Below are 25,324 nucleotides of genomic sequence, written 5' to 3' on the forward strand. Positions count from 1 at the left end.
TACACGTGAACACCTATACGGCCACTCCAGAGACGGACAAGAAGACGTCAATGACAACATCCTCTCACTCAGGCAATACCGATATTCTGACTGCGGCCCAGGATGCCACCCGCAGGATCGCCCCGCTCTGGCCCTTGAAGCACTTCGTGGCGGTGAATCCGTTTCTCGGCCTGACGGAGCAGCACTTCATCGATGCGGCCCAAGTCATGGCACGAACCGCCGGCGCTCGCATGACCATGCCACGCTCTTTTTATGCCGAGGCCATTGCGAGCGGCCGGATCACCGAGGCGGATCTCACCGCAGCGCTGGCTGATACCGGGTCAACGGCAACGCTACCCAAGGACCATGCCGCCTTGACGATGCTGGCCCAGCAAGCCGAGCCGGAACGTCCGGATATCATTGCCACCGTGGCGGATGTGATCACCCGAGTGACCGAACGGGATTGGGTGGGATTGGTTACCCAGCGCCTATCGAACTGGGCGGCGAGTTATTTCGATGAGGGGCAGGTAGCCTGGCGTTCGCCCTGGCGGGATCTGTCCCCCTATGCAGCCTGGCGCGCGGAGACCCTGATCGATCGCACACCGGAACTGATGGGCCTGAACGGCTTTCGGCAGATCGTCGCCGGCTTGCCAGAGACCGCAGACGACATGCTCATCGAGGGCGCTTCACGACTCGGCTTGGATGACGCGGGGCTAGAGCTCTGGTTCCACCGGCTGCTCATGAGCGTTGGCGGCTGGGCCAGCTATGCCCGTTATCGGGTCTGGGAGAGTGAACTCAACGGCGGCTCGGACACCACCCTCGTCGAACTCCTGGCAATTCGTTTGGCCTGGGACACGGCGCTTCTCGAGGCACAAGGCCACGACCCGAACGTGTTGGCCGCCTGGACTCAAGCTCGTGACAGCCTGTCCAAGAGCATGATGGGTGAGGAATCGGCGTTTGCCGTCGATGGCGTGCTGCAGCTCGCCTACGAAAAAGCCTGGCAGCGCACGCTGCTCGATAAACTCAGTGACCCTGCGACGCAAGATGATCTGCAGCGCCACGCTGTGCAGGCGGTTTTTTGCATCGACGTGCGCTCCGAGGTCTTTCGTCGTGCTTTTGAGGGCGTGTCGTCGACGATCGAAACCCATGGCTTCGCGGGGTTCTTTGGTTTTCCCATCGAATATGTGCCTCTGGGTCATGAACGCGGAGGTGCTCAATGCCCGGTGCTGCTGACACCGAAATTCACCGTTTGCGAAACCGTTCAGGCCGCGGGCGAGAATGAAGAGAAGGCGCTGCTCGGGCTCCGATTGATCCGCAGGCGTACGGCGAATGCCTGGAAATCCTTCAAGATGGCCGCGGTATCGTCTTTCGCCTTCGTCGAGACGATGGGGTGGACCTATCTCGGCAAGCTCGCCACTGATGCTTTCGGTCTCACTCGCCCAGTGCCCCATCCGGCGATCGACGGCATCGATGCGAACATTCAAACTCGGCTTGGCCCAAGAATCGATTCCCGGGAGATCGACGGACGGCACACGGGGTTCAGCGACGAAACACGACTCGACATGGCGACGGCGGTGCTCAAGGCCATGTCGATGCAGCAAGGCTTTGCGCGTCTCGTGCTGCTGGCGGGTCATGGTTCAACGACGGTCAACAACCCCCACGCCACCGGGCTCGATTGCGGTGCCTGCGGCGGCCATACCGGTGAGGCCAACGCCCGAGTCGCAGCGGCCATCCTGAACGACCCCAAGGTGCGTGCAGGACTCCTGGGCCGCGGTATCGCGATCCTCGAAGACACGGTTTTCCTGGGTTGCCTGCACGACACTACCACGGATGAGGTGACGATCTTCGATGAACAAGCGGCACCGGCAAGCCACGCTCAAGATCTCATCCGGCTCAAGAAATGGCTGAAGATGGCAGCACAGCGCACACGGGCAGAGCGCGCTGTGCTGTTCAACCTCGATGAGAACGCAGAGACCGATCGGCAAGTGATCGCTCGCAGCCGCGACTGGAGCCAGGTACGCCCGGAATGGGGGCTCGCCGGTTGCGCCGCCTTCATCGCTGCCCCTCGCAGCCGAACCGCGAGATGCGATCTGGGTGGCCGCGCCTTTCTGCACTCCTACGATTGGCGTCAGGACGAGGACTTTAGTGTACTCGAGCTAATCATGACCGCCCCGATGGTCGTGGCGAGCTGGATCAGCCTGCAGTATTACGGCTCGACCGTGGACAACCGAGCTTTTGGCAGTGGCAACAAGGTATTGCACAACGTGGTCGGCACCCTGGGCGTATTCGAAGGCAATGGCGGCGATCTAAGAGTTGGTCTGCCCTGGCAGTCGGTGCAGGACGGCACACGCCTGATTCACGAGCCGCTGCGCCTGTCGGTGTGCATTGCAGCACCGAGTGAAGCGATCAACGCAGTGATCGCCAAGCACGATAACGTGCGCCAGCTCGTCGACAACGGCTGGCTGCACCTGTTTGCGCTAGGCGATCCCGGCGACGCCATATCCCGCTACACCGGGTCGTTGACCTGGAAGACGGCTTAAAGACGAGAGACGCTGGACGTCATCACTTTCGATATCAATCGCATGCCCAGCTTGACCGGCAAAGGGAAGCGGCTGCCGCCGGCCTCCAGCGCCCAGTGTTCATGATGCGCCTCATCGATGCGCATCTGTTCGAGAATGGCGCGGGAGCGACGGTCGCCGCTAGGCAGCCGATCTAGATGGCTATCAAGATGCCGTCCCACCTGCTCTTCCGTCGCCGCGACGAAGCCTAGGCTGATGTTGTCGCCTACCGCGCCGGCCAGCGCCCCCATGCCGAATGAAGAGGCATAGAACAGCGGATTGAGATAGCTGGTGCGGCCATCAAGCTCTGTGAGCCGCGCATCGCACCAGGCCAGATGATCGATCTCTTCCCGGGCGGCCTTCTCCATTTGAGTCCGAGTATCAGCCAGCTTGGCGGTCAGGCCCTGGCCTTGATAAAGCGCCTGGGCGCAGACCTCGCCGGTATGATTGACGCGCATCAGACTTTCGGCCTGGGTGCGCTCGCTTTCGCTCATTTCGATGTCCTCATGACCCGCGGCCGGCGACGGGCGAGACGACTGAGCGGCATGGGGCACCAGTGTGCGCAGGATGGTGTCGAACTGATGTATCAGATTGTCGGTGCGGCTGAGCTTACGATCCATGATGAACTCCCGGGAAGTACGTTGCTTATTGTAGACGAGCATTGCGGGGAGCAGAAGCGACGGCTGTTCTCGTTCATGATCTACCGTTAAAGAAGCTGAAAAATATGCGCATTTTGGGTCACCATAGCAATGACATCCCAGGACAAGAGATGTTCTCATGATCCCGCTCATAGCCTTTGGCGAAGCCTCGTCGACATGCTCTCCAGCCGCCTGGGTAACGACACCCAAGAGGGAACGGAGACCTTCACGCCCTATGCCGGCGGTGCCCCGGCCAACGTGGCCGTGGCCTGTGCTCGCCTGGGTGTACCCAGCCGCTTCCTGGGCATGCTCGGCGCGGATCACTTCGGCGACTTCCTGGCCCGGGAGCTCGCCGCCCATGGGGTCGACATCTCGGGCGTAGTGAGGACGAACGATGCGCGTACGGCCTTGGCCTTCGTTTCCCGGGACGCGGACGGCGAACGCACCTTCGACTTTTACCGGCCGCCGGCGGCGGATCTGCTCTACCGCATCGAGCACCTGCCCGCGGGGGTTTTCGAGGCGCCGGCCATCTTGCACCTGTGCAGCAACAGTCTGACCGAAGAGGCTATCGCCGACACCACTCTGAGCCTAGCCAGGATGGCGCAGCGCGCCGATTGCCTGGTCAGCGTCGATGCCAATCTGCGTCATAACCTCTGGACCGAGGGAAGTGCCGACACCGCCTTGGTGACGCGCCTGCTGGATCACGCACGGCTGGTCAAGCTGTCCCGGGACGAACTTGATTATCTGCGCGGCGATCATCCGGCGGATGTCTGGCTATCCGGACGCCTGGCCGCGGGGGTGCGTCTGATCGTGATCACCGACGGCGCCGATGTGGTGGAAGCACGCGGCGTGAATTTATTGCTTAGCGTAACGCCACCCAAGGTAAAAGCCGTCGACACCACGGCGGGGGGAGACGCATTCATTGGAGGGCTGCTGGCCATGCTCGCCGAGGATGGCATCGACGGCGAGTGGTATCGCAACGAGCCGCGCCTGCGTCGGGCGCTGGATATCGCCTGTCGTTGCGGTGCCCATGCGGTGACCCGCCCCGGGGCTTACGCCGCTCTGCCTACCCGAGCCGATATCGCGCACTTGAAGGCGTGAACTCATCCACTGCAATCCAGCGCGGCACAATAGAAAAGGCCGCTCCCGATTGGGAACGGCCTCGTATGCACGGATGGCATCATACACCTGCAATGAATGCGCCGCACATGAGGTGAGACGCAAACTGCCGACTATCCCGCCGGCCAGGAGAAGCGACGACCGCCCATTAGATGCATGTGTATATGATAGACGCTTTGGCCGCCGTGTTCGTTGCAATTCATCACGACGCGATAGCCGTCCTCGGCAAACCCGAATTTCTTCGCCAGTTGAGCGGCGGTATATTGCAACCGGCCGATCAGGGCCAGATCGTTTTCCTCGATATCGTTCAGCGTCGAGATATGCTTCTTGGGGATGATCAACACGTGGGTTGGCGCCTGGGGATTGATGTCATTGAAGGCCAGCACATGCTCGTCTTCGAAAACCACGTCCGGCTCGATTTCCCGCGCGATCATCTTGCAGAACAGACATTCCATGAAACACTCCTTGTGTGACGCAATCACTTTTCGAAAAATTTACCGAAACCTGCGCTGATCCAACAAGTGTCGCATCACCGGCGCCAGAATCAACTCCATGGCAAGCGACATCCGCGCCCCGGGCACGACCAGAGTATGCGGCCGACTCATGAAAGCATCATGAATCATCGTCAACAGATAGGGAAAGTCCACCGTCGATGGATCGCGAAAGCGAATTACCACGAAAGACTCCGCATCCGTGGGAATGTCCTGTACCTCGAAGGGATTGGAGGTATCTACCGTAGGCACACGCTGAAAGTTGATGTGGGTGCGCGATAACTGGGGCTGAATGTAACGCACGTAGTCGTGCATGCGCCCAACGATGGTGTCGATCACCGCTTCTTGAGAGTAGCCGCGCAGCTTGGTATCGCGATCGATCTTCTGAATCCATTCCAGGTTCATGGTCGGCGCGACCCCGACCAGAAGATCGACATGGCGGGCAATATCGTGCTGACTCGTGACGAGCCCGCCATGCAGGCCTTCGTAAAGCAGCAGATCGGTGCCTCGCGGTAGCGCCTGCCAATCGGTGAAGGTGCCGACCTGATGGCCCGCCTCGATCATCTGCTTGTCGTCGGCATGAATATAGTGGCGATAGGTACCGCTACCGCGCTCGCCGTACTCCTGAAACAATGCCTCGAGCCGATCGAGTAGATTGGCTTCGACGGCAAAATGCGACAGTTCGTCCTTACGATCCGGCTCCTCGCGAAAGATGCGCGTCAGCTCTTCCTTGGTATAGCGGTGAAAGGCATCGCCGTCGACGAAGGCAGCATGCACGTCCTCTCGAGCGAACATACGCTCGAAGGTGCGACGTACCGTGGTGGTACCGGCTCCGGAAGAGCCCGTGACGGCAAGCACTGGATACTCCCGGGACATCAGTCGTCTCTCCGCTGCTTCATGGCATCCGTCGCCGCATTCAATGCGTCCGGTATCCTTACAGGCTTACCTGCCTGGGGATCGAGGAGCACCAGATTCAGTCGCGCCACGGCAATGGTGCGCTTGTCCGCGGGGCGCTGCAGACGCTGGTAAACGCAAAAACCATGCCCTTCGGCTGGAGGAATCGCCGTCTCTACTTCCAGCGCATCCGGCCATTTGGCCTCGGCACGATATTGAACCGCCAGATCCGCCACTACGCTTGGATAACCCGCCACATCCCACTCACGAAAACCCAGGGCGACAAACATCTGGGCCCGGGATTCGTGAAACAGTGTGATCACGGCATCGTGCCCCAAATGACGGCCGTAGTTCATGTCACCGATGCGTACGGAAAGTGGATATCGATGCACGAGATCCGTGTCCGGAAACTCAAGCTGCAAACGCTCCATGAAGCCCTCCAGTCGTTGTTATTAATAGTCATTCCACGTACAGACAGGCGCGCGATCAGCGCCGATCAATGGCCCGATGCGCGATATCTCGACGATAAAGCGCATCTTCCCAGGTAATCGAAGCCACACCTGCATAAGCGAGATCCCGTGCTTGCGAAACGGACTCGCCAAGGGCCGTCACACATAATACACGCCCGCCACTTGTGGCGAACCGACCCTGCTGGTCCAGATGGGTACCTGCATGGAACACCTTGCAGCCAACGGCTTCAGCCTCGTCGAGACCGCTAATCGCATCATTCTTGCGATACTCGCCGGGATAACCTGAAGCCGCCATGACAACGCCGACCGCGGGTCGCGAATCCCACTCACCGCTATGTTCATCGAGCCGTCCTTCAACGCCGGCCAGACACAGCTGCACTAGATCGCTTTTCAATCGCATGAGGATCGGCTGAGTTTCAGGATCGCCTAGCCGGCAGTTGTATTCGATGACCCTGGGCCTGCCGCGTTCATCGATCATCAGGCCGGCATAGAGAAACCCGGTGTAGGGGCGCCCTTCTTTCGCCATGCCCTGTACCGTAGGCAGGATCACTTCATCGAGAATGCGCTGATAGACCTCATCGGTAACCACTGGCGCCGGGGAATAGGCCCCCATGCCACCGGTATTGGGCCCGCTGTCGCCGTCACCCACACGCTTGTGATCCTGGCTGGTGGCCATGGGCAATATATGGTCGCCGTCCACCAGGACGATAAAGCTGGCCTCTTCCCCCTCGAGAAACTCCTCGATCACGACCCGCGCCCCGGCATCGCCGAAAGCATTGGCCTCGAGCATATCGCGCACCGCCGCGACGGCTTCGGCTTCGGTCATGGCGACAACCACTCCTTTGCCTGCCGCCAGGCCATCCGCCTTGATCACGATGGGCGCACCCTGTTCAGCGAGGTAATTCAGCGCCGGTTCGATCTCGGTAAAAGTGGCGTAGTGCGCCGATGGAATATGGTGTCGAGCAAGAAAGTCCTTGGTGAAGGATTTAGAGCCTTCAAGCTGAGCCGCTGCCTGGGTAGGGCCGAAAATCTTGAGCCCGGCAAGACGAAAACGATCGACGATCCCGGCGACCAAAGGCGCTTCCGGGCCCACGATGGTGAGATCGATTGCGTTGTCTCGAACAAAGTTTTCCAGGCCCTCGAGATCGTCCACGGCGATATCGACATTGGTCAACGCCGGCTCATGCTCAGTGCCGGCATTGCCCGGCGCCACATAGACGCCCTCCACCTGGGGCGATTGCGCCGTTTTCCAGGCCAGTGCATGTTCACGACCGCCGCCGCCGACGATCAGGACCTTCATTGCTTGCCCTCGTCATCGTCTTCCTTCTGCTGCGCCTTGGTGATGGTGTTTCTCCAGAAGCGCATATTGTCCTCGGCCATTTCACGCATCAGCTCCATGGGAGAATTGCGCATGGCTTGTTTCCATTGATCCTGCAGGCGCTTTTGCTGCTCCAGCATGAGCTGGGTGCCCTGCTCGAGATAACGCGCCAGCGGCAAGGGTCGGGCCATGGCGTAGACACGAATCAACTGCTGCAAAAGATCGTTGGAAAAGACTTCGGAATCACCGTCTGCCTGCTCCTGCTCGATGATGATCGAAAGTAAGATGGTGCGTGTCAGATCCTCTCCGCTCTTGGCATCTTCGACGCGAAACGGCTCCTCTTCGAGAATCAGGCAGCGCAGATCCTCGAGAGTGACATAGCGACTTTGCTGAGTGTCATAAAGCCGACGATTGGCATATTTGCGGATTACACGCACGGCGCCCCCTTTTTTCTTCATAGAATCGCATTTCATAGATTACGCATACTGCTTTTGTGTTGCGCCTCGTTGATACATTGTGCATCGCACTATGCTACTTGCAAACGCCATACTGCCATCGCTCTTGCCATTGACAAGACCAATGACGCTTAATGCCCTCAAACAACCGACTCATGGAGGCCGGCATGAATCTGATCCTGCTCGACCTTATGGATATCGACGCCGAGGGTTACGCCTGGGTCCGCGACCCGCGTCGAGTACGCCATTTGCAGGAGGTACAGAGTGCGGAAATTGGCACTGAAATGACCTTGGGTATCGTGAATGGCGCGATAGGTCGCGGCCGATTGATCAGCCTGGAGGAGCAAGGTGCCTGCTTTGACGTGACACGGCTTGAAATGTCACCACCTGCACCCTTGCCGGTACACCTGATATTGGCCTTGCCGCGCCCGCGTATGCTGGCGCGCTCGCTGGAACACGTGACCGCTCTTGGGGTCAAGCATATCACGCTCCTGCACACCTGCCGTGTAGAGAAGAGCTATTGGCAATCGCCGGAGCTTTCAGCGCAGAAGATTCACGAACATCTGGTGTTGGGTCTGGAACAGGCCAGGGATACGATACTGCCGAGTGTGACCCTGGAAAAACGCTTCAAACCTTTTATCGAGGACAGCTTGCCTGGGTTGTTGCGGGATCGCCGTGGTCTCTTTGCCCATCCTGGCATGCCGACGGCCTGCCCTCGCGGTCTAGCTGAGGCGTGCGTGCTGGTGGTGGGCCCCGAAGGAGGATTCATCCCTTACGAGGTGGGATGCTTGCTGGAAGCGGGCTGCGAGGGGATTCATATCGGCGAGCGAATCCTGAGAGTCGAAACTGCGGTGACTACCCTGCTCGCCAGGCTCTTTTGAATAACCCATTCAGGCGCCTGTTCACGTCCAGGAACATATCGATCCTGGGGTGTTGGCCCCGAAGCAGGCGCTAGCGGGCATTTACTCCTCCCTGCCAAAATTCGCCTGGTAGGCATCGACGAAAGCGTTGCGCAATACCGATACGAACGCCTGCCAGCCGCTGATGTCCTGCTGCTTGAGATTGCCGCTGATATCGATCTGGGTCGCGAGACGATCCTTTGATTTATTGCGAAATAGCCATCCAGCTCCGGCCACCAGGGACTCCCAGGCAGCGCTTAGCACCCCTTTCTCAGCGTCCTCTTCGAGATCGAGTATATCCACGTTGTTCAACAGCGGCTTGGCATAGCCCTGAAGCTGTCCATCCTTGGCATCGAGCTCCATGACGAAATCCCCGGAACCGGATTGAAAGTCGAAGTTGCCGTAAGCCTGAGTCAACTCATTGAGCCGAGTCAGATCCGCATCGCTCACTCGAAGCTTCATCGAGAAATCCTGCATGTCGCCCAGAGGATCGAGGCTTGCATGCAGTTCCGTCGCGGCCTGATTGAGCAGCAACCCTTGAACGTCGACGTCGGCAACCTGGGCGCCTTCACGGCGGTCCGCATTACTCAGGTTGGTGATGGTCGCATCGATCTCGGAGATCTCGAGATCTACCGGGGGTTGCGAACTGAAATTGCGAAAATGCACGCGTCCTTTATTGATGGTGATGCGGTTGAGCTCGATGGGCAGTAGATCCTGAACGGTTTTCTGCCAATCGGCCCCTTCTCCGGACTGGCTGTTTTCCTTCTGGGGAGCATCGACGAAATTGAGCACGGGCTTGAACACCGCAATTTCCGCCACGATCCTGCCTTTCCAGAGTGCGCTCCAGCTAACGGATAGATCCGTGGAATCGACGCTGACAAAAGGAACCGGTACCTCACCGCTGGTCTTGACGATATTCAGTCCATTGATCCCGTAGGCTCCTCGCCAGAGGTGGATATCCACGTCGTCGATATGGCCCTGATAGTCTCCCATGGCGGCAAGCTGATCATTGAGGTAATCCCGGACCAACCCAGGGAGTGCGGCTCTGAGCGCCACGAGCGCCACGAGCGCCACCACCAATACGACAACGACAACCAGCGGCCAGGTAAATCGTTTTTTCATCATTCGAACATTCCTGTTAGTTTCACGGGCTTCTTACAGCGTAGCCCTGCCCTTGACTCAGGGTAGTTCACCGTTGCCAGACATCATTCTTCGCTGCGTAAACGCTGCAATAGCGTCAAGGTAGCAAAGCCGTCCGGGGTTTTACCTAGATGACGCTGATACTCACGAATGCCCTGGCGCGAATTAGGACCCAGGATGCCATCGGGCTTACCCACGTCCATGCCTTTGGCGTTGAGTAGCGCTTGTAGCTCTTTCACCTGGGTGCGAGAGAGAGCCTTCTGTGCTCGCGGCCACTTGCCTTGAACACCTGCCTCTCCGGTAATGCGCTTGGCAAGCAGCCCCACCGCCAAGGCATAGCTCGTTGAGGCGTTGTAGCGCATGATGACGCGGAAATTATGTCCGACCAGAAATGCCGGCCCTTGAGCGCCGGCAGGAGCAATGATCGAGGCATTCTCCAAAGAAGGGAGCGTCGTTCCGTTTACCGCCGTCACCCCTTGGTCAGCCCAGGCCTGGCCCGATTGACGATTGGCAAGTTCGGTTTGAGCGTAGTCGAAATTCTCTGGCAGGCGCACTTCCAGGCCCCAGGGTTCATTCTTGCGCCACCCGGCCTTGGCCAGATAGTTTGCCGTAGAGGCCATGACGTCCGGGATGCTGCCCCAGATATCACGCCGCCCGTCATTGTCGCCGTCCTGGGCATAGGCTTCGAAGCTCGAAGGGATGAACTGAGTATGGCCCATGGCACCGGCCCAGGAACCACGCATGTGATCCCGATCGATATCGCCACGCTGCAAGATGCGCAGTGCCGCCATCAGCTCGCTGCGGGCAAAATCGGGACGGCGTCCGTCGTAGCCCAAGGTGGCCAAGGCATCAATGGTCGAAAAACTGCCGAAGTTGCTGCCGTAATTGCTTTCGATGCCCCAGATGGCGACGAGTATGCTGCCAGGAACGCCATAGCGCTCGCTGGCCGCTTCGATGGCGCGGCGGTGCTCGTTGAGTCGTGCCTTGCCTTGAGAGACCCGGGCGTCAGACACCGCGCTATCGAGATAATCCCATACCTGGCGACTGAATTCCGGCTGACTGCGATCGAGCTCGATGATACGTGGCTGCAACTGGATCGGATCGAAGGCGGCGTTCAAGGTGACGTCATTGATACCTTCGGCCCGGGCATCGCGTTTGAAGTCAGCGACCCACTCCGAGAACTCGACTTTATCGCTCTGGCTTGAATTTCTGGTCGAGGACCCGCGGGCTGCATCATCGGCTTCAGCTATAAGGGGGGCGCTGGCTTCGATATTGGCGCTGCTGCTGGTTTCGACATCGGTACCCGCAGTAGCCTTGGCGTGAGATTGGCAACCGCTCATCGAAATCAAAAGAGTCAGCGTCAATAGAGAAACGCTGCTGAAACGATAATGCATGAGATGTCCTCCCCGGTGGCAAAAGGGACATTCTCCCCCAGGACGGTAGCAACGACCAGCGTCTTTAATGCATTGAGATCACCCCATTATATTAAGCCGCACCAATACTGCGAGATGACAAAGAACCACCACTACCGTCAGTAAACTACGCAAATTCTGATACCACCGCGGTAAACGTTTGGTGCTGCTGGCTTGACGCTCATATAAGCGTATTAGAAGAAATCCGATCATCAGGACAAGAACGCCGGCAACGTAGTTGAGCAAAAGCGCCGGCCAGGCTAGCAGACTGGGCACCATGCTCAATACCAGCCGCACATTGAAGCCTTTAGTGCCCGGCGCATCCTGGCTCATTGCCACGCCCCAATGAATGCCCCCTAAAAAAGATAAAATGACAGCGCTATAGAAAAGAAACGCCTTGATCGCCAATGCCTGCCACAATATTGGTGCCACAAAGACACAAACGGCACCGACGAAAAAAGGAATCAGTCCTGCGCATCCAAGCCAAAAGGGTAAACCTGGCGATGGGGAGTGTTCTGGGTTGTTCATGCAGTTTTCTTGATACTCTGATTAAAATAGAACAGGGAAGAAGCGCGTATCGACACTGCATGCTAACGAGCTCGACTATCGGCCGCCAGTGTCGCGGCTGTAACGGTGCTGACCAATGATCGCCGCTGGCGAGGGGCTGGAGAGCCGTGGTAGAGTCGAACCATCGTTGAGGCGGCACCATTGATCGCAAGAAATCCCATTCACTTTCGGACTGTTAGAATTCGTACACGGGATATTTGAAGGCCATGTTAGGAGGTAGGAGTCCGTGACTGACCGCCATCACTCGAGATTGATTGATCCGCGTGTACATTGCCATGTCACGACCTTGGCTGACCATGCTTTCGACTGTATAGCGCTTTGGATACTGTCGCTGCGAGCGGCCAGACATCCTTTTCTGCCCGACCCTCCACCTTTGGATGCTTGATAGCCGGCGGATTACCGGCTGAACTGTGAACTGATCGGCTTGATGCTTGTTGCCTCGAGCCTGCGGAATGCTAACGATAAGAGTGGGTCGTTCATGCCATTGCTTCTGATAATACTGCTTCCTTTGCTGGGCAGTCTGATGCCCTTGTTGGGCTCCAACCACAAGCGCAATAACTGTGCCCTGCTCACGGCACTGGCGCCTGCGCTTGCGTTAGGCATTCTACTGACCCAGGCAGGCAGCGTTCTCGATGGTGAGGTGCTGCGCTTCTCACTACCCTGGGTTCCGGCACTCCATCTGGATCTGGCATTGCGCCTGGATGGCCTGTCGCTGCTGTTTACCCTGCTGATCCTGGGCATTGGCTTGTTGATCATCCTCTACACGCGGTTTTATCTATCGCCAGAGGACAGCATGCCACGCTTTTACGCCTTCTTGATGCTGTTCATGACCGCCATGCTGGGCATTGTCATGGCAGACAACCTGATTCTGCTGTGGGTATTCTGGGAGCTGACCAGCCTCACCTCATTTTTGCTGATCGGCTTCTGGTATACCCAGACCAACGCCCGTCGTGGTGCGCGAGCTTCGCTGACCGTCACCGCACTAGGCGGCCTTGCCCTGCTGGCTGGACTGTTGCTCATCGGTGATATCGTGGGTTCCTACGATATGCAGGTGGTACTCGATAGCCGCGAGATCATTCAGTACGATTCGCGCTATGTGCCGGCGGTGCTGCTGGTCCTGCTGGGCGCATTCACCAAGTCGGCTCAGTTTCCTTTTCAGTTCTGGCTGCCTCAAGCCATGGCCGCGCCGACCCCGGTGTCCGCCTTCCTGCATTCCGCCACCATGGTCAAAGCCGGCGTCTTTTTGCTGGCACGCCTTCATCCAGCCCTGGCGGGCACGGACCTCTGGCTCTACCTGGTCGGCCTGACGGGCCTGACGACCATGATCTATGGCGCCTACTTCGCCATCATCAAGTACGACATCAAGAGCATTCTGGCCTTTTCCACCGTCAGCCATCTGGGGCTCATCACCATGCTGTTCGGCTTCGACAGTCGCCTGGCGGTGGTAGCTGGAGTCTTCCACATTCTCAATCACGCTCTGTTCAAGGCCTCCTTGTTCATGGTGGCGGGTATCGTGGATCATGAATGTGGTACTCGGGACATCCGCAAGCTGAAGGGGTTATGGCGCTACATGCCCGTCACCACCCTACTGGCGACCCTGGGCTGCGCCTCCATGGCCGGCGTACCGTTGCTGAATGGCTTTCTGTCCAAGGAAATGATGCTTGCGGAAACCCTCGATACCCAATTACTTGGCGGACTTTCCTGGTTGATTCCGGCGTTGGCGACGTTGGGCAGCGTGCTCTCAGTCACCTATGCGCTACGCTTTGTCCGCAACATCTTCTTCGACGGCCTGCCTCGGGAAGTGGCCAAGACACCTCATGAACCGCCCTGGCCGATGCGGGCACCGGTCATTCTGATGATATCGCTATGCGTGCTGATCGGGCTCTTCCCGGCCATCACCGTGACTAGCTTGATCTACGCCGCCGCGGATGCCGCCTTGATGGCCTCCCCCCCAGAGCTGCACCTGGCGATATGGCATGGCTTCAATCTGCCTCTACTGATGAGCGCCATCGCCTTGATCGGCGGGGTAATCGTCTATCTGCTGCGTCAGCATCTATTCAACTTTCAGCGCCAGTTCGCTGCTCTCGATCCACTATCCGTCTACGAAGGCTTCATGCAGGCCATCGTGAAAGCCTTTCAATGGGGGCTTGAAACCTTAGAGAATGGCTCGCTGCAGCGTTATATGCTGTGGCTGGTGATTGCCGTGCTGGCCTTGGCCGGCAGCAGCCTGATGGAAGTGTCTTCACTTTATGGTGGCAAACCGCTGCAGCCGCTCGATGGCATTCTGATCATCGGCGGGGGCATTACCCTCTTTGCCGGCCTTGCTACTGCCTGCCTGCACCGTCGGCGTTTGATCTCGATTCTCATGCTGTCAATCGTCGGCCTGATGACGTCACTGATCTTTGCACGCTTTTCGGCGCCGGATCTCGCCTTGACCCAGTTAGCCGTCGAGGTGGTGACGATGATCCTGTTGATGCTGGCGCTCTTCTTCCTGCCCCAGCGCACACCCAAGGAATCCAACGGCCGACGCGTGGTGCGCGACATTCTCGTATGTACCGGTTTTGGCGGCATCATTGCCAGCCTCAATTACGCGGTGTTAACGCGGCCGGTATCGTCAATTTCCGATTTCTATCTGGAGAACAGCGTGCCCGGCGGCGGCGGTCACAATGTGGTCAACGTCATCTTGGTGGATTTCCGCGGCTTCGATACCTTAGGTGAAATCACCGTACTGTGCATCGCCGGTATCGGCATTTACAAGCTGCTCAATCGTTTGCGTCTATTCATGCCATCCAGTGATTTCGAGGGTCGCCCCTGGTCGCCGGATCGTCATCCCATGATTCTGGCCACGGTATCCCAGTCGTTGATGCCGATAGCACTACTGGTCTCGATATTCATTTTCCTGCGCGGTCATAACGCGCCCGGGGGCGGCTTCATCGCAGGGCTCGTTACGGCGGTTGTGCTGATCCTGCTGTACATCACTCGTGGAGTCGAATGGACACAGCAGCGCCTGGATTTTCAGTTTCAGCCGGTTGCGGTGGTCGGCGTTGGCATTGCGACGCTCACAGGACTTGGCAGCCTACTGTTCGGCTATCCCTTCCTGACCTCGAGCTTCGGGCATTTTCATATTCCGCTAATTGGTGACGTGGAGCTGGCCACCGCCTTGTTCTTCGATCTGGGGGTTTACTTCACCGTCATTGGGGCGACGCTGATGATCCTGGCCAACCTGGGCAAGATCACCACACCCCACCGGCCCACGACACAACCTACCCCGCAAAAGGAGCCAAGCTGATGGAAGCGCTTTACGCCACGATTACCGGTGTACTGGCAGCCTGCGGCCTTTTTTTGGCACTACGCGGGCGAACCTTTCCCGTGGTAGTCGGGCTGACACTGCTGTCCTATGCGGTCAACCTGTTTCTGTTCTCGACTGGAGGATTGAACACCGCCGCGGCGCCGGTCATCAACGGTCACGGCGGTCAATATACCGACCCGCTCCCTCAAGCCCTGGTGCTGACCGCCATCGTCATCGGATTTGCCATGACCGCCTTCTCGGTCATTCTCGCCATCCGTGTGCGAGGTGAGCTGGGCAGCGACGACGTGCATGCTGGTCGCACCAGCGAGTCCCGGGAGAACAAGTCCTGATGCAGCACTTGCCCATCCTGCCAATCCTTTTGCCGCTATTAGCCGGCTTACTGTTACTTGTCAATCGCGATGGTGCGACGCGTCCACGGCGTATCATCTCGCTGATTTCAACCTTGCTGCTGGTGGTCATTGCAGCCACGCTGATGTTTCAGGCAACGGACGATGAGATCCGTTACTACGCTCTCGGTGACTGGCAGCCCCCCTTTGGCATCATTCTAGTGGTCGACCGTCTGTCCGCCATGATGGTGATGCTGACATCGGTACTGGCATTGGGAAGCGTGATCTACGCCTGCGCCGGGGAGGATGATAAAGGCACGAACTACCACGGTCTTTTCCAGCTTCAGCTGATGGGTATCAACGGCGCGTTCTTGACCGGCGATCTGTTCAATCTATTCGTCTTCTTCGAAGTGCTGCTGATCGCATCTTATGCGCTGCTCATGCATGGCGGGGGCAAGACACGCATTCATGCGAGTTTCCATTATGTTGCGCTCAATCTGGCCAACTCGGCGCTTTTCCTGCTCGCCGTGGGAACTCTGTATGGCGCTACCGGCACTCTCAATATGGCCGACATGGCGATGCGCATCGAGAATCTCGAGCCCGAACAGACGGAGTTGGTCAAGGTCGGTGCCATGCTGCTGCTGGTGGTGTTCGGGCTAAAAGCGGCCATGCTGCCCCTGTATTTCTGGCTGCCCCGCGCTTATGCTGCAGCGCCTGCCCCAGTGGCCGCCTTGTTTGCCATCATGAGCAAGATCGGCGTTTACGCCATCATCCGTGTCTATACCCTGATATTCGGCTCTCATGCCGACCCCCTGCACAACCTCGCTCAACCCTGGGTCTGGTGGCTGGGGCTGGCCACCCTGGTACTGGGCACTATCGGCGTGGTAGCCGCCCGAGACCTGCGTGGCCAGATCGCTTACCTGATCATACTCTCCGTGGGCACGCTGCTGGCGGGTATCGGCATGAACAGTCTTGCGGCTCAGAGCGCCCTTCTCTATTACCTACCTCATACCACCTTGATCACCGGTGGCCTATTCCTGCTGGCCGACAGCATTGCGATGCAACGCGGTCAGGCAGGCTCACGCATCGTGCGGGCGCGGGGAGTGAAAGAACCGGTGCCGTTGGGATTGTTCTTCTTCATTGGTGCCATGGGCATCGCGGGTATGCCGCCGTTCTCCGGCGCCATCGGCAAAACCCTCTTGTTGCAGGCAGCGGTCGGACCGATCCAGCAGGCTTGGCTGTGGGGCGTGTTGCTGGTCAGCGGCTTGCTTGCCATCATTGCCATGAGCCGCGCCGGCTCGACGATATTCTGGCGTGCTTCGCCCAAAGACGAGACATCCGTTGCAAACCTCGGTATCAGGCGCGGCATCGCCATCGGCCTATTGATTGGCGCCTCGCCGATAATGGCGTTGTTTGCCGGCCCGGTGACTGAGTATACCCAGGCTACCGCAGAGCAATTAGCGGATCATGATGCCTATATTCGCACCATCATCGGGCCTCAGGAACCAGGAGAAGTGCCATGACTCGACCGCGTCGCTGGCTGCCCATGCCCATACTTTCGATTGTCTTGCTGGTGGTCTGGTTGCTATTGCAGCAAAGTTTTACCCTGGGCCACTGGTTGCTGGGTGGCATATTGGCTTTTTTGATTCCGCTGACGGTCGCCCCTTTCTACGAGCAGCCATCGATTCTCAAACGACCTGGATTGCTGACACGTTATGCGCTGCGGGTATTCGGCGACATCATCGTGGCCAATTTGCAAGTATCCTGGATCATCCTTGATCCGCGTGGGCGCATGAATCCCGCCTTCATTGAATATCCACTGCAACTCAAGGAAAAGTTCCCGATCACGATACTGGCCAGTACCATCACCCTGACGCCGGGCACCGTTTCCGCGCATCTGCGTATGGACGGGAAGAGCCTATTGATTCACGCCCTTGATGTGGATGATATCGATGCGGTGATTCATGAAATTCATGAACGCTATGAGCGCCCACTGATGGAGATCTACGAATGCTAGACGTGGCCCTGTGGATCAGCCTTGCACTGTTTGCGGCATCGGTTCTGCTCACTCTTTTTCGCGCCATCATCGGGCCGAGCTTGCCGGATCGTATTCTGGCCCTGGACACCATGTACATAAATTCCATCGGCCTGATCATTCTGTTCGGCATCTGGATCAATTCCAATATCTATTTTGAGGCGGCCCTGTTGATTGCCATGCTTGGCTTCATCAGTACGGTGGCGGTCTGCAAGTACTTGCTGCGCGGCGATATCATCGAGTAAAGATCGAGCAGGAGATATGTCATGATTGGCTTTTATACATTCATGGAGGGCGTGATCGCCTTCTTTCTCATCGCCGGGGGTATGTTCGCCTTCATTGGCGCCCTGGGGCTGACACATCTGAAAGATTTCTACATGCGCCTGCATGGCCCGACCAAGACCTCGACCCTGGGGGTGGGGTGCGTGCTGATCGCCTCGACTTGCTATTTCAGTCTGGCTCAAGGAGGAATCAGCGTTCACGAGTTGCTGATCACCATTTTTCTTTTCATCACCGCCCCGGTTTCGGCTCATCTGCTGGCCAAGAGTGCGCTGCATCAGAAACTACCTCACGACCCGCGCACGCAAGGCCATCCTGAAGAACTCGATGAAGAAGAAGAAAATCCCAAACCTCAGGAACGAACCGGGATTACACCACCCCCCTGATACCCATGGGTCGACTCACCAGCCTTGGGTATGTTGCTCCACTAGGCTTACGAACAGCGCAATATGATCGTCACGATCGTTCAGCGCCGGAATATAGCGATAGGTCTTGCCTCCGGCCTTCATGAAATTGTCTCGATTCTCTACCTCCAGCTCCTCAAGGGTTTCCAGGCAGTCCGAAGAAAAGGCCGGGCTCATGATGTCCACATGCTCGACACCCTGTTCTGGCAGCGCCATCAAGGTATGGTCGGTATAGGGCTTTAGCCACTCCTCACGGCCGAAGCGCGACTGGTAGGTCATTTGCCACTCGCCCTCTTGCAGGCCGAGCGCTTCGGCCAGCAGGCGGCTGGTGGTCTCGCAGTGTCGCGGATAGGGATCGCCCGTATCTGCATAGCGCTGCGGGATGCCATGATAGGACATCATCAAGCGCCCGCGCCGCCCGCCATGCTGCTGCCAGTGCTCCCGTACGCTGTTGGCCAGTGCCTCGATGTAGGCAGGGTGATCGTGATAGTCGCGAATGAAGCGCAGCTCCGGCAAGTGCGGACAGGGCTTGAGAGCCTTGGCCAGCCGATCGAAGACCGCCGCGGTGGTGGAGCGCGAGAACTGTGGATACAGCGGCAGTACCAGGATGCGTTCGACGCCGGCATCTCGCAACCGTAACCCGGCCTCTTCCATGCTCGGCTTGCCGTAGGTCATTGCCAGCTCGACGGGAATATCCTCTCCCAGTCGCTCCGCAAGTCGCGTCTTGAGCGCCTGCTGCTGACGACGTCCGAATACCAGCAGAGGCGAGCCCCCCTCTTCCCAGACCGCTGCGTACCCCTTGGCGACCTTGCGGGGTCGAAAACGCAAGATGACGCCATTGAGAATCAACCACCACAGTGGCCTTGATACGTCGACCACTCGCTCATCCCATAAAAACTCCGCCAGATATCGCCGCACTGCCTCGGGGGTGGGGGCATCCGGCGTACCCAGATTAGCCATCAATACGCCGAAACGAGGGGTGGACATCAGCTCTCTCCTAACCCTGGTGAAATAACGAAAACGTTAACCGCATCCTGTCAGAATGGGCAATGACGCTATACTATCAGACAGTCTTGTATAACTTGTGGTTAATTCATGTCAAAGCCATTGATTCTCGTGCTCGGCGATCAACTCAGCCTCGATCAGGCAGCTCTTCGCGATGCCCCGGCGAATGCGGTGATTGCACTGTGCGAGGTTACAGAAGAAGGACGCTACGTTCCTCATCATCCTCAAAAAATTGCGCTGATCTTCGCCGCCATGCGCCACTTGGCACAGCAGCTGAGGGACAAGGGCCGACAGGTTCACTACAGCGCGCTGGAGGATGATGACAACTGTCAGGACCTGCTCGATGAGGCCGAACGCCTGACAACGCTTTATGACTGCGATGAAATCCGCGTCCTGCATCCCGGAGAATGGCGACTCTTGGCGCGGATGAAGACGCGCAAGGCGAACTGGACGATCATCGAGGACGATCGCTTTTTTTGCCGTCTAGAAGACTTTGCGGCCTGGATCGAGGGACGAAAGCAGCCGCGCATGGAGAACTTCTATCGCTATATGCGTCGAAGCACGGGGCTTTTGATGGAGGACGGCGAGCCTGCCGGCGGGCAGTGGAACTTTGATCACGACAATCGTCAACCCATTGATCGTAACCTCGAGGTTCCAGACCTGCCTCGTCATCGTCACGATGATACGACTCGTCAGGTGCTCGCCCTGGTCGAAAATCACTTTGGCGAGCATTTTGGCTCGCTGAAAGGTTTCAACTGGCCTGTCACGAGACGCCAGGCCCTGGCCGATTTACGCCACTTCATCGAACATGCCCTACCGGATTTCGGTCGCTATCAGGACGCCATCAGCGATACCGAGCCCTATCTTTTCCACGCCAGACTTTCGGCGGCCATGAACATCGGTCTGCTCGATCCTCGGGAAGTCTGCGAAGCCGCCGAGGCGACCTATTACCAGGGTAATGCGCCGATCAACGCGGTAGAGGGATTCATTCGACAGATACTTGGCTGGCGGGAATACGTACGCGGCATCTACTGGCACAAGATGCCGGGCTACAAACGTGAAAACCATCTACATGCCAAGCGCAATCTGCCCGCCTTCTACTGGACTGGCGACACCGACTTGCGCTGCCTTAAGCGCGCCTTGGAAATGACGCGAGACAATGCCTACGCCCATCATATCCAGCGCCTGATGGTCACCGGCAACTTCGCCCTGCTGTGCGGGGTCAAGCCGGAGGCGTTGTGCGACTGGTATCTGGCGGTGTACGCCGATGCCTTCGAATGGGTCGAGCTACCCAATACCCTGGGGATGGTGCTGCACGCGGACGGCGGCTTGATGGGCTCGAAGCCTTACTGCGCCTCGGGTAAATATATCGATCGCATGTCGGATCATTGCAGCCAATGCCGCTATGACGTCAAACAGGTGACCGGCAAGAATGCCTGTCCCTTCAACAGTCTGTATTGGCATTTTCTCGAGGAACATGCTGAGCATCTGGAAAAGAATCACCGCATGAAACTGATCTATGGCTCACTCAAGCGCATGAACGACGATAAACGTGCCGCCATGCGCGACCAGGCCCAGAGCTTTTTGAAAAGTCTGGCGTGGGAGCCCGCCTATGGCCAGGGTGATCATTTAGACGGCTATAGACGCGCTCGAGACAGTGAACGCAAATCAGTGGATTAGAACGCAAGCGGAATGCGGGAGCTGAGCGGTTCGCGATAGTGAGGTTCGCGGCCGATCATTTCATCATTGGCCACGAACTGAACCAGATAGGCCCGATGAATACCGGCGCGCTTGAGTTCGAGATAGACATCATCCAAGGCACGAAACAACATCGGCTTGTCACGTTGAGTCAATGAGTGTCGTTCGCCCTCCATGTCCTCGAGCTCGACCTGATAGCAACGGCTGCCCGCATGGCTGATTACGCGAATCTCGAAATTATCGTGATAGCGTGCATAACGTTTCAGTTCTTTAATTTCCATGGCTCTACTCCCGGTCAATGAATGGAATGCGGCGAACCGCATTCCCAGGCGTCGAGCCTGATCCGCGCCTATTACGATTTCATTAACCCAGGATGGTTCAGCGTCTACCAACGCCAGCGCGCCCCCACCTCATTCCGACTGATAGCTCGACGGATCAATTGCTACCCCCAAGGAATTGCGATCCACCCAGTTACCTGCCTTGGTTTCCTTATAGCGGAACACCACTTGATCGCCGGTCGTCACCGGCAGCTCCTTGTCTTCGGTCTGATAGCTATAAGCCTTGCCATCAACAACCAGATGGTAGCGATACAGATCCGGCATCCCTAGCCACTCCTTGAAAGGCCCTTCTCGTTCTACACTTTCAAGCTCACCCCGCGCTTCGAGCTTGGGGATGCGTTTACGATTACCGCGCCGAAAGCCGCTTGCCATGGGGTCGTTCCTCTATTCGCCAAAATGCTGTCCGTAGCTGTCCGGAGCCAGATCCTCGAAGCGGGTATACTTACCAATGAAGGCCATATGCACGGTCCCAATGGGACCATTACGCTGCTTTCCGATGATCAGCTCAGCCAGCCCTTTATTATCCGGGTTATCGCTATTATAGACCTCATCGCGGTAAACGAAGGCGATGACGTCTGCATCTTGTTCAATTGCGCCTGATTCGCGTAGATCCGACATCACCGGGCGCTTGTTCGGGCGCTGCTCCAAAGAGCGGTTGAGCTGAGACAGCGCAATCACGGGGCAACCGAACTCCTTGGCCAGGCCCTTGAGCGAACGGGAGATCTCCGATATCTCCCCGGTACGGTTTTCAGAAAACCCTGGAATCTGCATCAGCTGAAGGTAATCGATCATGATCAGGCCCAGATTGCCCTGCTCGCGTACCACCCGGCGAATGCGTGAACGCATCTCGTTGGGCGAAAGCGCCGCCGTATCGTCAATGAAGAGCTGCTTGTCCTTGAGCAGGTTGACCGCCGAGGTCAGGCGTGGCCAATCCTCGTCCTCGAGTTGCCCGGTACGCATCCGGGTCTGGTCGATGCGGCCAAGAGACGACAGCATGCGCAGCATGAGGGAATCCGCAGGCATCTCCATGGAAAACACCATCACCGGTTTATCACTGGAAATGACCGCATGCTCTACCAGGTTCATGGCAAAGGTGGTTTTGCCCATGGAGGGGCGTCCGGCGATGATCACCAGATCCGAGGGTTGCAGGCCCGAAGTCATGTCATCGAGATCGCGAAATCCCGAGGACAGACCCGTCATCTGACCCTGCATGTTGAACAGCTCGTCGATGCGATCGACCGCCTTTGTCAATAGCTGGCTCATGCCCACGGGGCCACCGGTCTTGGGCCGGGACTCGCTGATTTGAAAGACCATGCGCTCGGCCTCGTTGACCAGTTCATCCGAAGGCCTTCCCTGGGGGCTGAAGGCGCTCTCGGCGATCTGATTCGCCGCCTGGATCAGCTTTCTCAACGTGGCACGCTCGCGCACGATGTCCGCATAGGCGCGAATGTTTCCCGCCGAGGGCGTATTACGGGCCAGCTCGGCTAAATAGCCCAACCCACCCACGGTATCGAGCTGATCGCGATTCTCCAACGCCTCAGATAGCGTTACCACGTCGAGTGGATGGGAGGATTCCGCCAGCTGGATCATGGCGTTGAACACCAGCCGGTGCTCATAGCGATAGAAATCGTCCGCCACCAGTCGCTCAGAGACGGTATCCCAGGCATCGTTGTCGAGCATCAACCCACCCAGCACCGACTGTTCGGCCTCCAGAGAGTGCGGAGGCACCTTGAGCGCCGCGGTTTCCTGGTCAAGTTCGTGGGTGTCACTCATTGAATGTTCCGCAGGATTGGTTCGGCTTATGATGCGTCATGCATTCTACCCAAAAAAAAACGCGGCAGACGAGCTGCCGCGTTTCGATGCATCCAGGACCAATTATTCGGCCACCACTACCACGCGAATGGTTGCGTTGACTTCAGGATGCAAGTGCAGCTGAATATCGTACTCGCCGGTAGCGCGAATCGGACCTTCCGGCATACGAACTTCGCTCTTGGAGACTTCGATGCCGGCTTGATACAACGCATCCGCCAGATCGCGGGGGCCGATCGAGCCAAAGAGCTTGCCTTCGTCACCGGCTTTGGCGACCAGAGACAGCTCGATGTCGTTGAGCTGTTCGGCGCGATTCTCGGCTTCGCTCTTGCGCTCGGCTGCCTGAGCTTCGAGTTCGGCACGCTGCGCTTCGAAAGCTTGCACATTTTCCTTGGTTGCCGGTACGGCCAGGCCGTAGGGCACCAAGTAGTTACGACCATAACCGGGCTTGACGGTGACCTTGTCACCTAGCGCACCCAGCCTGCCAATATTGTCGAGCAGAATGACTTCCATCTCGTTAACCTCTTGTCATTGGCTGCGGGCCATTCGGCCGCGAAAATCCGCGAAGGTATCGATTAAACCCAGCAGCAGCACAATCAAAATCATGGGCCATGTCGTCAGCAGCAGTATATAAAACGCCACTAGCCACAGCTTGTTCATACCCTTGAGACCGACAAAACCGTGTATCAGCGCGACGCCACTTACCAATAGCGGTATCCAGGCCAGCATGGCGAGAGCAGGTAACGCCAGCACCATACCTATGACGCCCAACCCCACCAGCAGCGCCAGTTCCTTGACCGTAAGCCGCAGTGCATGGAACTCACTGCGAAAACCGCCGGGATTGTACAAACCCGCCTGCCAACTACGCGCCAGCGCAAGACATGCCACCGCTGCCAGCAGTACGATCAATCCCGTGACGCCACCGATTATCAAGCCAGCCAGTTGCTCGGTAGCAACCCCCTGCGCGTTGAGCTGCCCCAACATACGCTCGATTTCCGGCGAGCTTTGCTGCAGCTGTTCAAGCAGCGGCCCCGCTCCGCCGGGTGGCAGGAAGATTCCCAATTGAATCATCACCGCACCAACCAGGGCACCTACGATCAACGCCTCGTTCCAACGCATGCGGGCACGCAGCACGGTGGCCATCAGTGTCACCAGCAGCAGGCTTGCCAAGGGAATGACATCTCCTTGGCTCCACCACCAACCTGCGGGCACCGCCGCAGCGATGATCACTACAAGCGCTGAACTCAGTCCAAGACGTAAAGTGACCAAAGCAGCTACCGCAGCGCTGAACCAGAATAGCCAAGGCACGATAGCCGCTAGTGCAGCAGCACCGGCTGCCTGGGGAGTACCGCGCATTACCCAGCGGGCCAGAGGAAGCATCACGCCAACGTCTTACTGGTGACTATCGGTATAGGGTAGTAGCGACAGATAACGAGCACGCTTGATGGCAGTCGAAAGCTGGCGCTGATAACGCGCTCGTGTGCCGGTGATACGGCTCGGAACGATCTTGCCGGTTTCCGTGATATAGGCCTTGAGCATGTCGATATCCTTGTAATCGATATGCTTTATGCCTTCTGCGGTGAAACGGCAGAACTTACGGCGACGGAAAAAACGTGCCATGAATCATCCTCCTAGAAGTGCGGATCACTGGGCGTCGGCGGTTTGCGGACGCTCGGAGCTATCGTCTGAGTGCTCACGACTATCGTCGGAACGCTCACGGCTGTCATTGGAACGCTCGCTGCTGTCGTCAGAACGCTCGCCACGGGGCTTGTCGGAGCGATCTTCACGACGCGGACGACGATCGTCAGCGGGCTTCATCATCGGTGATGCTTCGGTGACAGCTTCCTTGCAGCGCACGACCAGGCTACGGATGATCGCATCGTTGAAGCGGAAGATATTCTCGAGTTCGTCGAGAGTCTCGCCGCGGCATTCGATGTTCATCAGCACATAGTGGGCTTTGTGGATCTTGTTGATCGGGTAAGCCAAGTGGCGGCGGCCCCAATCCTCAAGACGGTGAACGGTACCGCCGTTGTCGGTAACGAGCCCGGTGTAGCGCTCGACCATGGCAGACACCTGCTCGCTCTGGTCCGGGTGGACCATGAAGACGACTTCATAATGACGCATGAACTCTCCTTTCGGTTTGACAGCTTCCTAGGGGCAGGGAAATCCCACCGCGGGAA

At 57.8% G+C, this 25,324-nt stretch carries 26 protein-coding genes and 1 pseudogene; 10 read left to right on the forward strand and 17 right to left on the reverse strand.

The annotated features are described in order from the left end of the window. Positions 1–5 precede the first annotated feature (5 nt). Entirely contained in the window at positions 6–2,519 is a 2,514-nt protein-coding gene (locus tag CH74_RS02840; RefSeq protein ID WP_253272913.1) for a YbcC family protein, read from the forward strand. Here CH74_RS02840 and coq7 read toward each other — a convergent pair. Beyond that, positions 2,516–3,157 carry a 2-polyprenyl-3-methyl-6-methoxy-1,4-benzoquinone monooxygenase gene (coq7, locus tag CH74_RS02845; protein ID WP_048306011.1) on the reverse strand — a complete coding sequence of 214 codons (642 nt, stop codon included), beginning with the start codon at positions 3,155–3,157 and terminating at the stop codon, positions 2,516–2,518. The genes CH74_RS02840 and coq7 overlap by 4 nt on opposite strands. A gap of 157 nt (positions 3,158–3,314) precedes the next feature. On the opposite strand from coq7, the pseudogene CH74_RS02850 reads away from it, so the two are divergent. Continuing rightward, positions 3,315–4,276 (forward strand): annotated as a pseudogene (locus tag CH74_RS02850) (carbohydrate kinase). Positions 4,277–4,407: 131 nt separating this feature from the next. Here the strand turns inward: CH74_RS02850 and CH74_RS02855 are convergent. The 5 genes from CH74_RS02855 to phaR are packed head-to-tail and all read right to left on the reverse strand — an operon-like array spanning position 4,408 to position 7,904. Next, positions 4,408–4,749 carry a histidine triad nucleotide-binding protein gene (locus tag CH74_RS02855; RefSeq protein WP_048305971.1) on the reverse strand — a complete coding sequence of 114 codons (342 nt, stop codon included), beginning with the start codon at positions 4,747–4,749 and terminating at the stop codon, positions 4,408–4,410. Between the two features lie 39 nt (positions 4,750–4,788). After that, complete coding sequence (locus CH74_RS02860) at positions 4,789–5,661, reverse strand: phosphoribulokinase (protein ID WP_048305972.1); 873 nt, start codon at positions 5,659–5,661, stop codon at positions 4,789–4,791. After that, entirely contained in the window at positions 5,661–6,110 is a 450-nt protein-coding gene (locus tag CH74_RS02865; RefSeq protein ID WP_048305973.1) for a thioesterase family protein, read from the reverse strand. The genes CH74_RS02860 and CH74_RS02865 overlap by 1 nt, the downstream gene beginning before the upstream one ends. A gap of 55 nt (positions 6,111–6,165) precedes the next feature. Then, positions 6,166–7,449, reverse strand: a complete 1,284-nt coding sequence (gene purD / locus CH74_RS02870) for a phosphoribosylamine--glycine ligase (RefSeq protein ID WP_048305974.1) — start codon at positions 7,447–7,449, stop codon at positions 6,166–6,168. Continuing rightward, entirely contained in the window at positions 7,446–7,904 is a 459-nt protein-coding gene (gene phaR / locus CH74_RS02875; RefSeq protein WP_048306013.1) for a polyhydroxyalkanoate synthesis repressor PhaR, read from the reverse strand. Before phaR ends, purD begins: the two co-directional genes overlap by 4 nt. Positions 7,905–8,089: 185 nt before the next feature. Here phaR and CH74_RS02880 point away from each other — a divergent pair, with 185 nt between their 5' ends. After that, positions 8,090–8,803: a 16S rRNA (uracil(1498)-N(3))-methyltransferase gene (locus CH74_RS02880; protein ID WP_048305976.1), complete on the forward strand. Its 714-nt coding sequence runs from the start codon at positions 8,090–8,092 to the stop codon at positions 8,801–8,803. 81 nt (positions 8,804–8,884) lie between these two features. Here CH74_RS02880 and CH74_RS02885 read toward each other — a convergent pair whose 3' ends face one another. The 3 genes from CH74_RS02885 to CH74_RS02895 form a co-directional block, all read right to left on the reverse strand. Further along, positions 8,885–9,943, reverse strand: coding sequence for a DUF748 domain-containing protein (locus CH74_RS02885; protein ID WP_048306014.1), 1,059 nt, complete (start codon positions 9,941–9,943; stop codon positions 8,885–8,887). 83 nt (positions 9,944–10,026) lie between these two features. Next, on the reverse strand, positions 10,027–11,355 hold the full coding sequence (locus CH74_RS02890) for a lytic murein transglycosylase (RefSeq protein ID WP_048305977.1): 1,329 nt from the start codon (positions 11,353–11,355) through the stop codon (positions 10,027–10,029). Positions 11,356–11,433: 78 nt separating this feature from the next. Further along, a complete protein-coding gene (locus CH74_RS02895) occupies positions 11,434–11,901 on the reverse strand; it encodes a DUF3429 domain-containing protein (RefSeq protein ID WP_048305978.1) in 468 nt (155 codons plus the stop codon). A gap of 517 nt (positions 11,902–12,418) precedes the next feature. Here CH74_RS02895 and CH74_RS02900 point away from each other — a divergent pair. The 6 genes from CH74_RS02900 to CH74_RS02925 are packed head-to-tail and all read left to right on the forward strand — an operon-like array spanning position 12,419 to position 18,276. Continuing rightward, a complete protein-coding gene (locus CH74_RS02900; RefSeq protein ID WP_048305979.1) occupies positions 12,419–15,229 on the forward strand; it encodes a monovalent cation/H+ antiporter subunit A in 2,811 nt (936 codons plus the stop codon). Next, entirely contained in the window at positions 15,229–15,579 is a 351-nt protein-coding gene (locus CH74_RS02905) for a Na+/H+ antiporter subunit C (RefSeq protein ID WP_048305980.1), read from the forward strand. Before CH74_RS02900 ends, CH74_RS02905 begins: the two co-directional genes overlap by 1 nt. Continuing rightward, entirely contained in the window at positions 15,576–17,099 is a 1,524-nt protein-coding gene (locus CH74_RS02910; RefSeq protein ID WP_048305981.1) for a monovalent cation/H+ antiporter subunit D, read from the forward strand. Before CH74_RS02905 ends, CH74_RS02910 begins: the two co-directional genes overlap by 4 nt. After that, positions 17,096–17,593: a Na+/H+ antiporter subunit E gene (locus CH74_RS02915; protein WP_048305983.1), complete on the forward strand. Its 498-nt coding sequence runs from the start codon at positions 17,096–17,098 to the stop codon at positions 17,591–17,593. Before CH74_RS02910 ends, CH74_RS02915 begins: the two co-directional genes overlap by 4 nt. Next, positions 17,587–17,856, forward strand: coding sequence for a K+/H+ antiporter subunit F (locus CH74_RS02920; protein ID WP_048305984.1), 270 nt, complete (start codon positions 17,587–17,589; stop codon positions 17,854–17,856). The genes CH74_RS02915 and CH74_RS02920 overlap by 7 nt, the downstream gene beginning before the upstream one ends. Positions 17,857–17,877: 21 nt before the next feature. Continuing rightward, entirely contained in the window at positions 17,878–18,276 is a 399-nt protein-coding gene (locus tag CH74_RS02925; protein ID WP_048305985.1) for a Na+/H+ antiporter subunit G, read from the forward strand. 15 nt (positions 18,277–18,291) lie between these two features. Here the strand turns inward: CH74_RS02925 and hemH are convergent, their stop codons facing one another. After that, positions 18,292–19,281: a ferrochelatase gene (gene hemH, locus CH74_RS02930; RefSeq protein ID WP_048305987.1), complete on the reverse strand. Its 990-nt coding sequence runs from the start codon at positions 19,279–19,281 to the stop codon at positions 18,292–18,294. A 108-nt stretch (positions 19,282–19,389) separates the two neighbouring features. Between hemH and CH74_RS02935 the strand changes: the two genes are divergently transcribed. Further along, positions 19,390–20,979, forward strand: coding sequence for a cryptochrome/photolyase family protein (locus CH74_RS02935; protein ID WP_048305988.1), 1,590 nt, complete (start codon positions 19,390–19,392; stop codon positions 20,977–20,979). Here CH74_RS02935 and CH74_RS02940 read toward each other — a convergent pair. From CH74_RS02940 to rpsF, 7 genes are all read right to left on the reverse strand, one after another. Beyond that, a complete protein-coding gene (locus CH74_RS02940; RefSeq protein ID WP_048305989.1) occupies positions 20,976–21,278 on the reverse strand; it encodes a DUF6482 family protein in 303 nt (100 codons plus the stop codon). The two genes, CH74_RS02935 and CH74_RS02940, sit on opposite strands and share 4 nt — an antisense overlap. 129 nt (positions 21,279–21,407) lie before the next feature. Further along, a complete protein-coding gene (locus CH74_RS02945) occupies positions 21,408–21,707 on the reverse strand; it encodes a hypothetical protein (protein ID WP_048305990.1) in 300 nt (99 codons plus the stop codon). 12 nt (positions 21,708–21,719) lie between these two features. Further along, on the reverse strand, positions 21,720–23,108 hold the full coding sequence (gene dnaB / locus CH74_RS02950) for a replicative DNA helicase (RefSeq protein WP_048305991.1): 1,389 nt from the start codon (positions 23,106–23,108) through the stop codon (positions 21,720–21,722). Between the two features lie 102 nt (positions 23,109–23,210). After that, entirely contained in the window at positions 23,211–23,657 is a 447-nt protein-coding gene (gene rplI, locus CH74_RS02955; protein ID WP_048305992.1) for a 50S ribosomal protein L9, read from the reverse strand. Between the two features lie 15 nt (positions 23,658–23,672). Next, a complete protein-coding gene (locus CH74_RS02960; protein ID WP_048305993.1) occupies positions 23,673–24,524 on the reverse strand; it encodes a hypothetical protein in 852 nt (283 codons plus the stop codon). Positions 24,525–24,536: 12 nt separating this feature from the next. Further along, positions 24,537–24,764, reverse strand: a complete 228-nt coding sequence (gene rpsR, locus CH74_RS02965) for a 30S ribosomal protein S18 (protein ID WP_048305994.1) — start codon at positions 24,762–24,764, stop codon at positions 24,537–24,539. 24 nt (positions 24,765–24,788) lie between these two features. Next, positions 24,789–25,268 (reverse strand): 30S ribosomal protein S6, encoded by a 480-nt coding sequence (gene rpsF / locus CH74_RS02970; protein ID WP_082140262.1) that lies wholly within the window; start codon positions 25,266–25,268, stop codon positions 24,789–24,791. Between the last annotated feature and the right edge of the window lie 56 nt (positions 25,269–25,324).

It is taken from the genome of Halomonas sp. PR-M31 (genome assembly GCF_001039575.1).
Classification (GTDB): domain Bacteria; phylum Pseudomonadota; class Gammaproteobacteria; order Pseudomonadales; family Halomonadaceae; genus Modicisalibacter.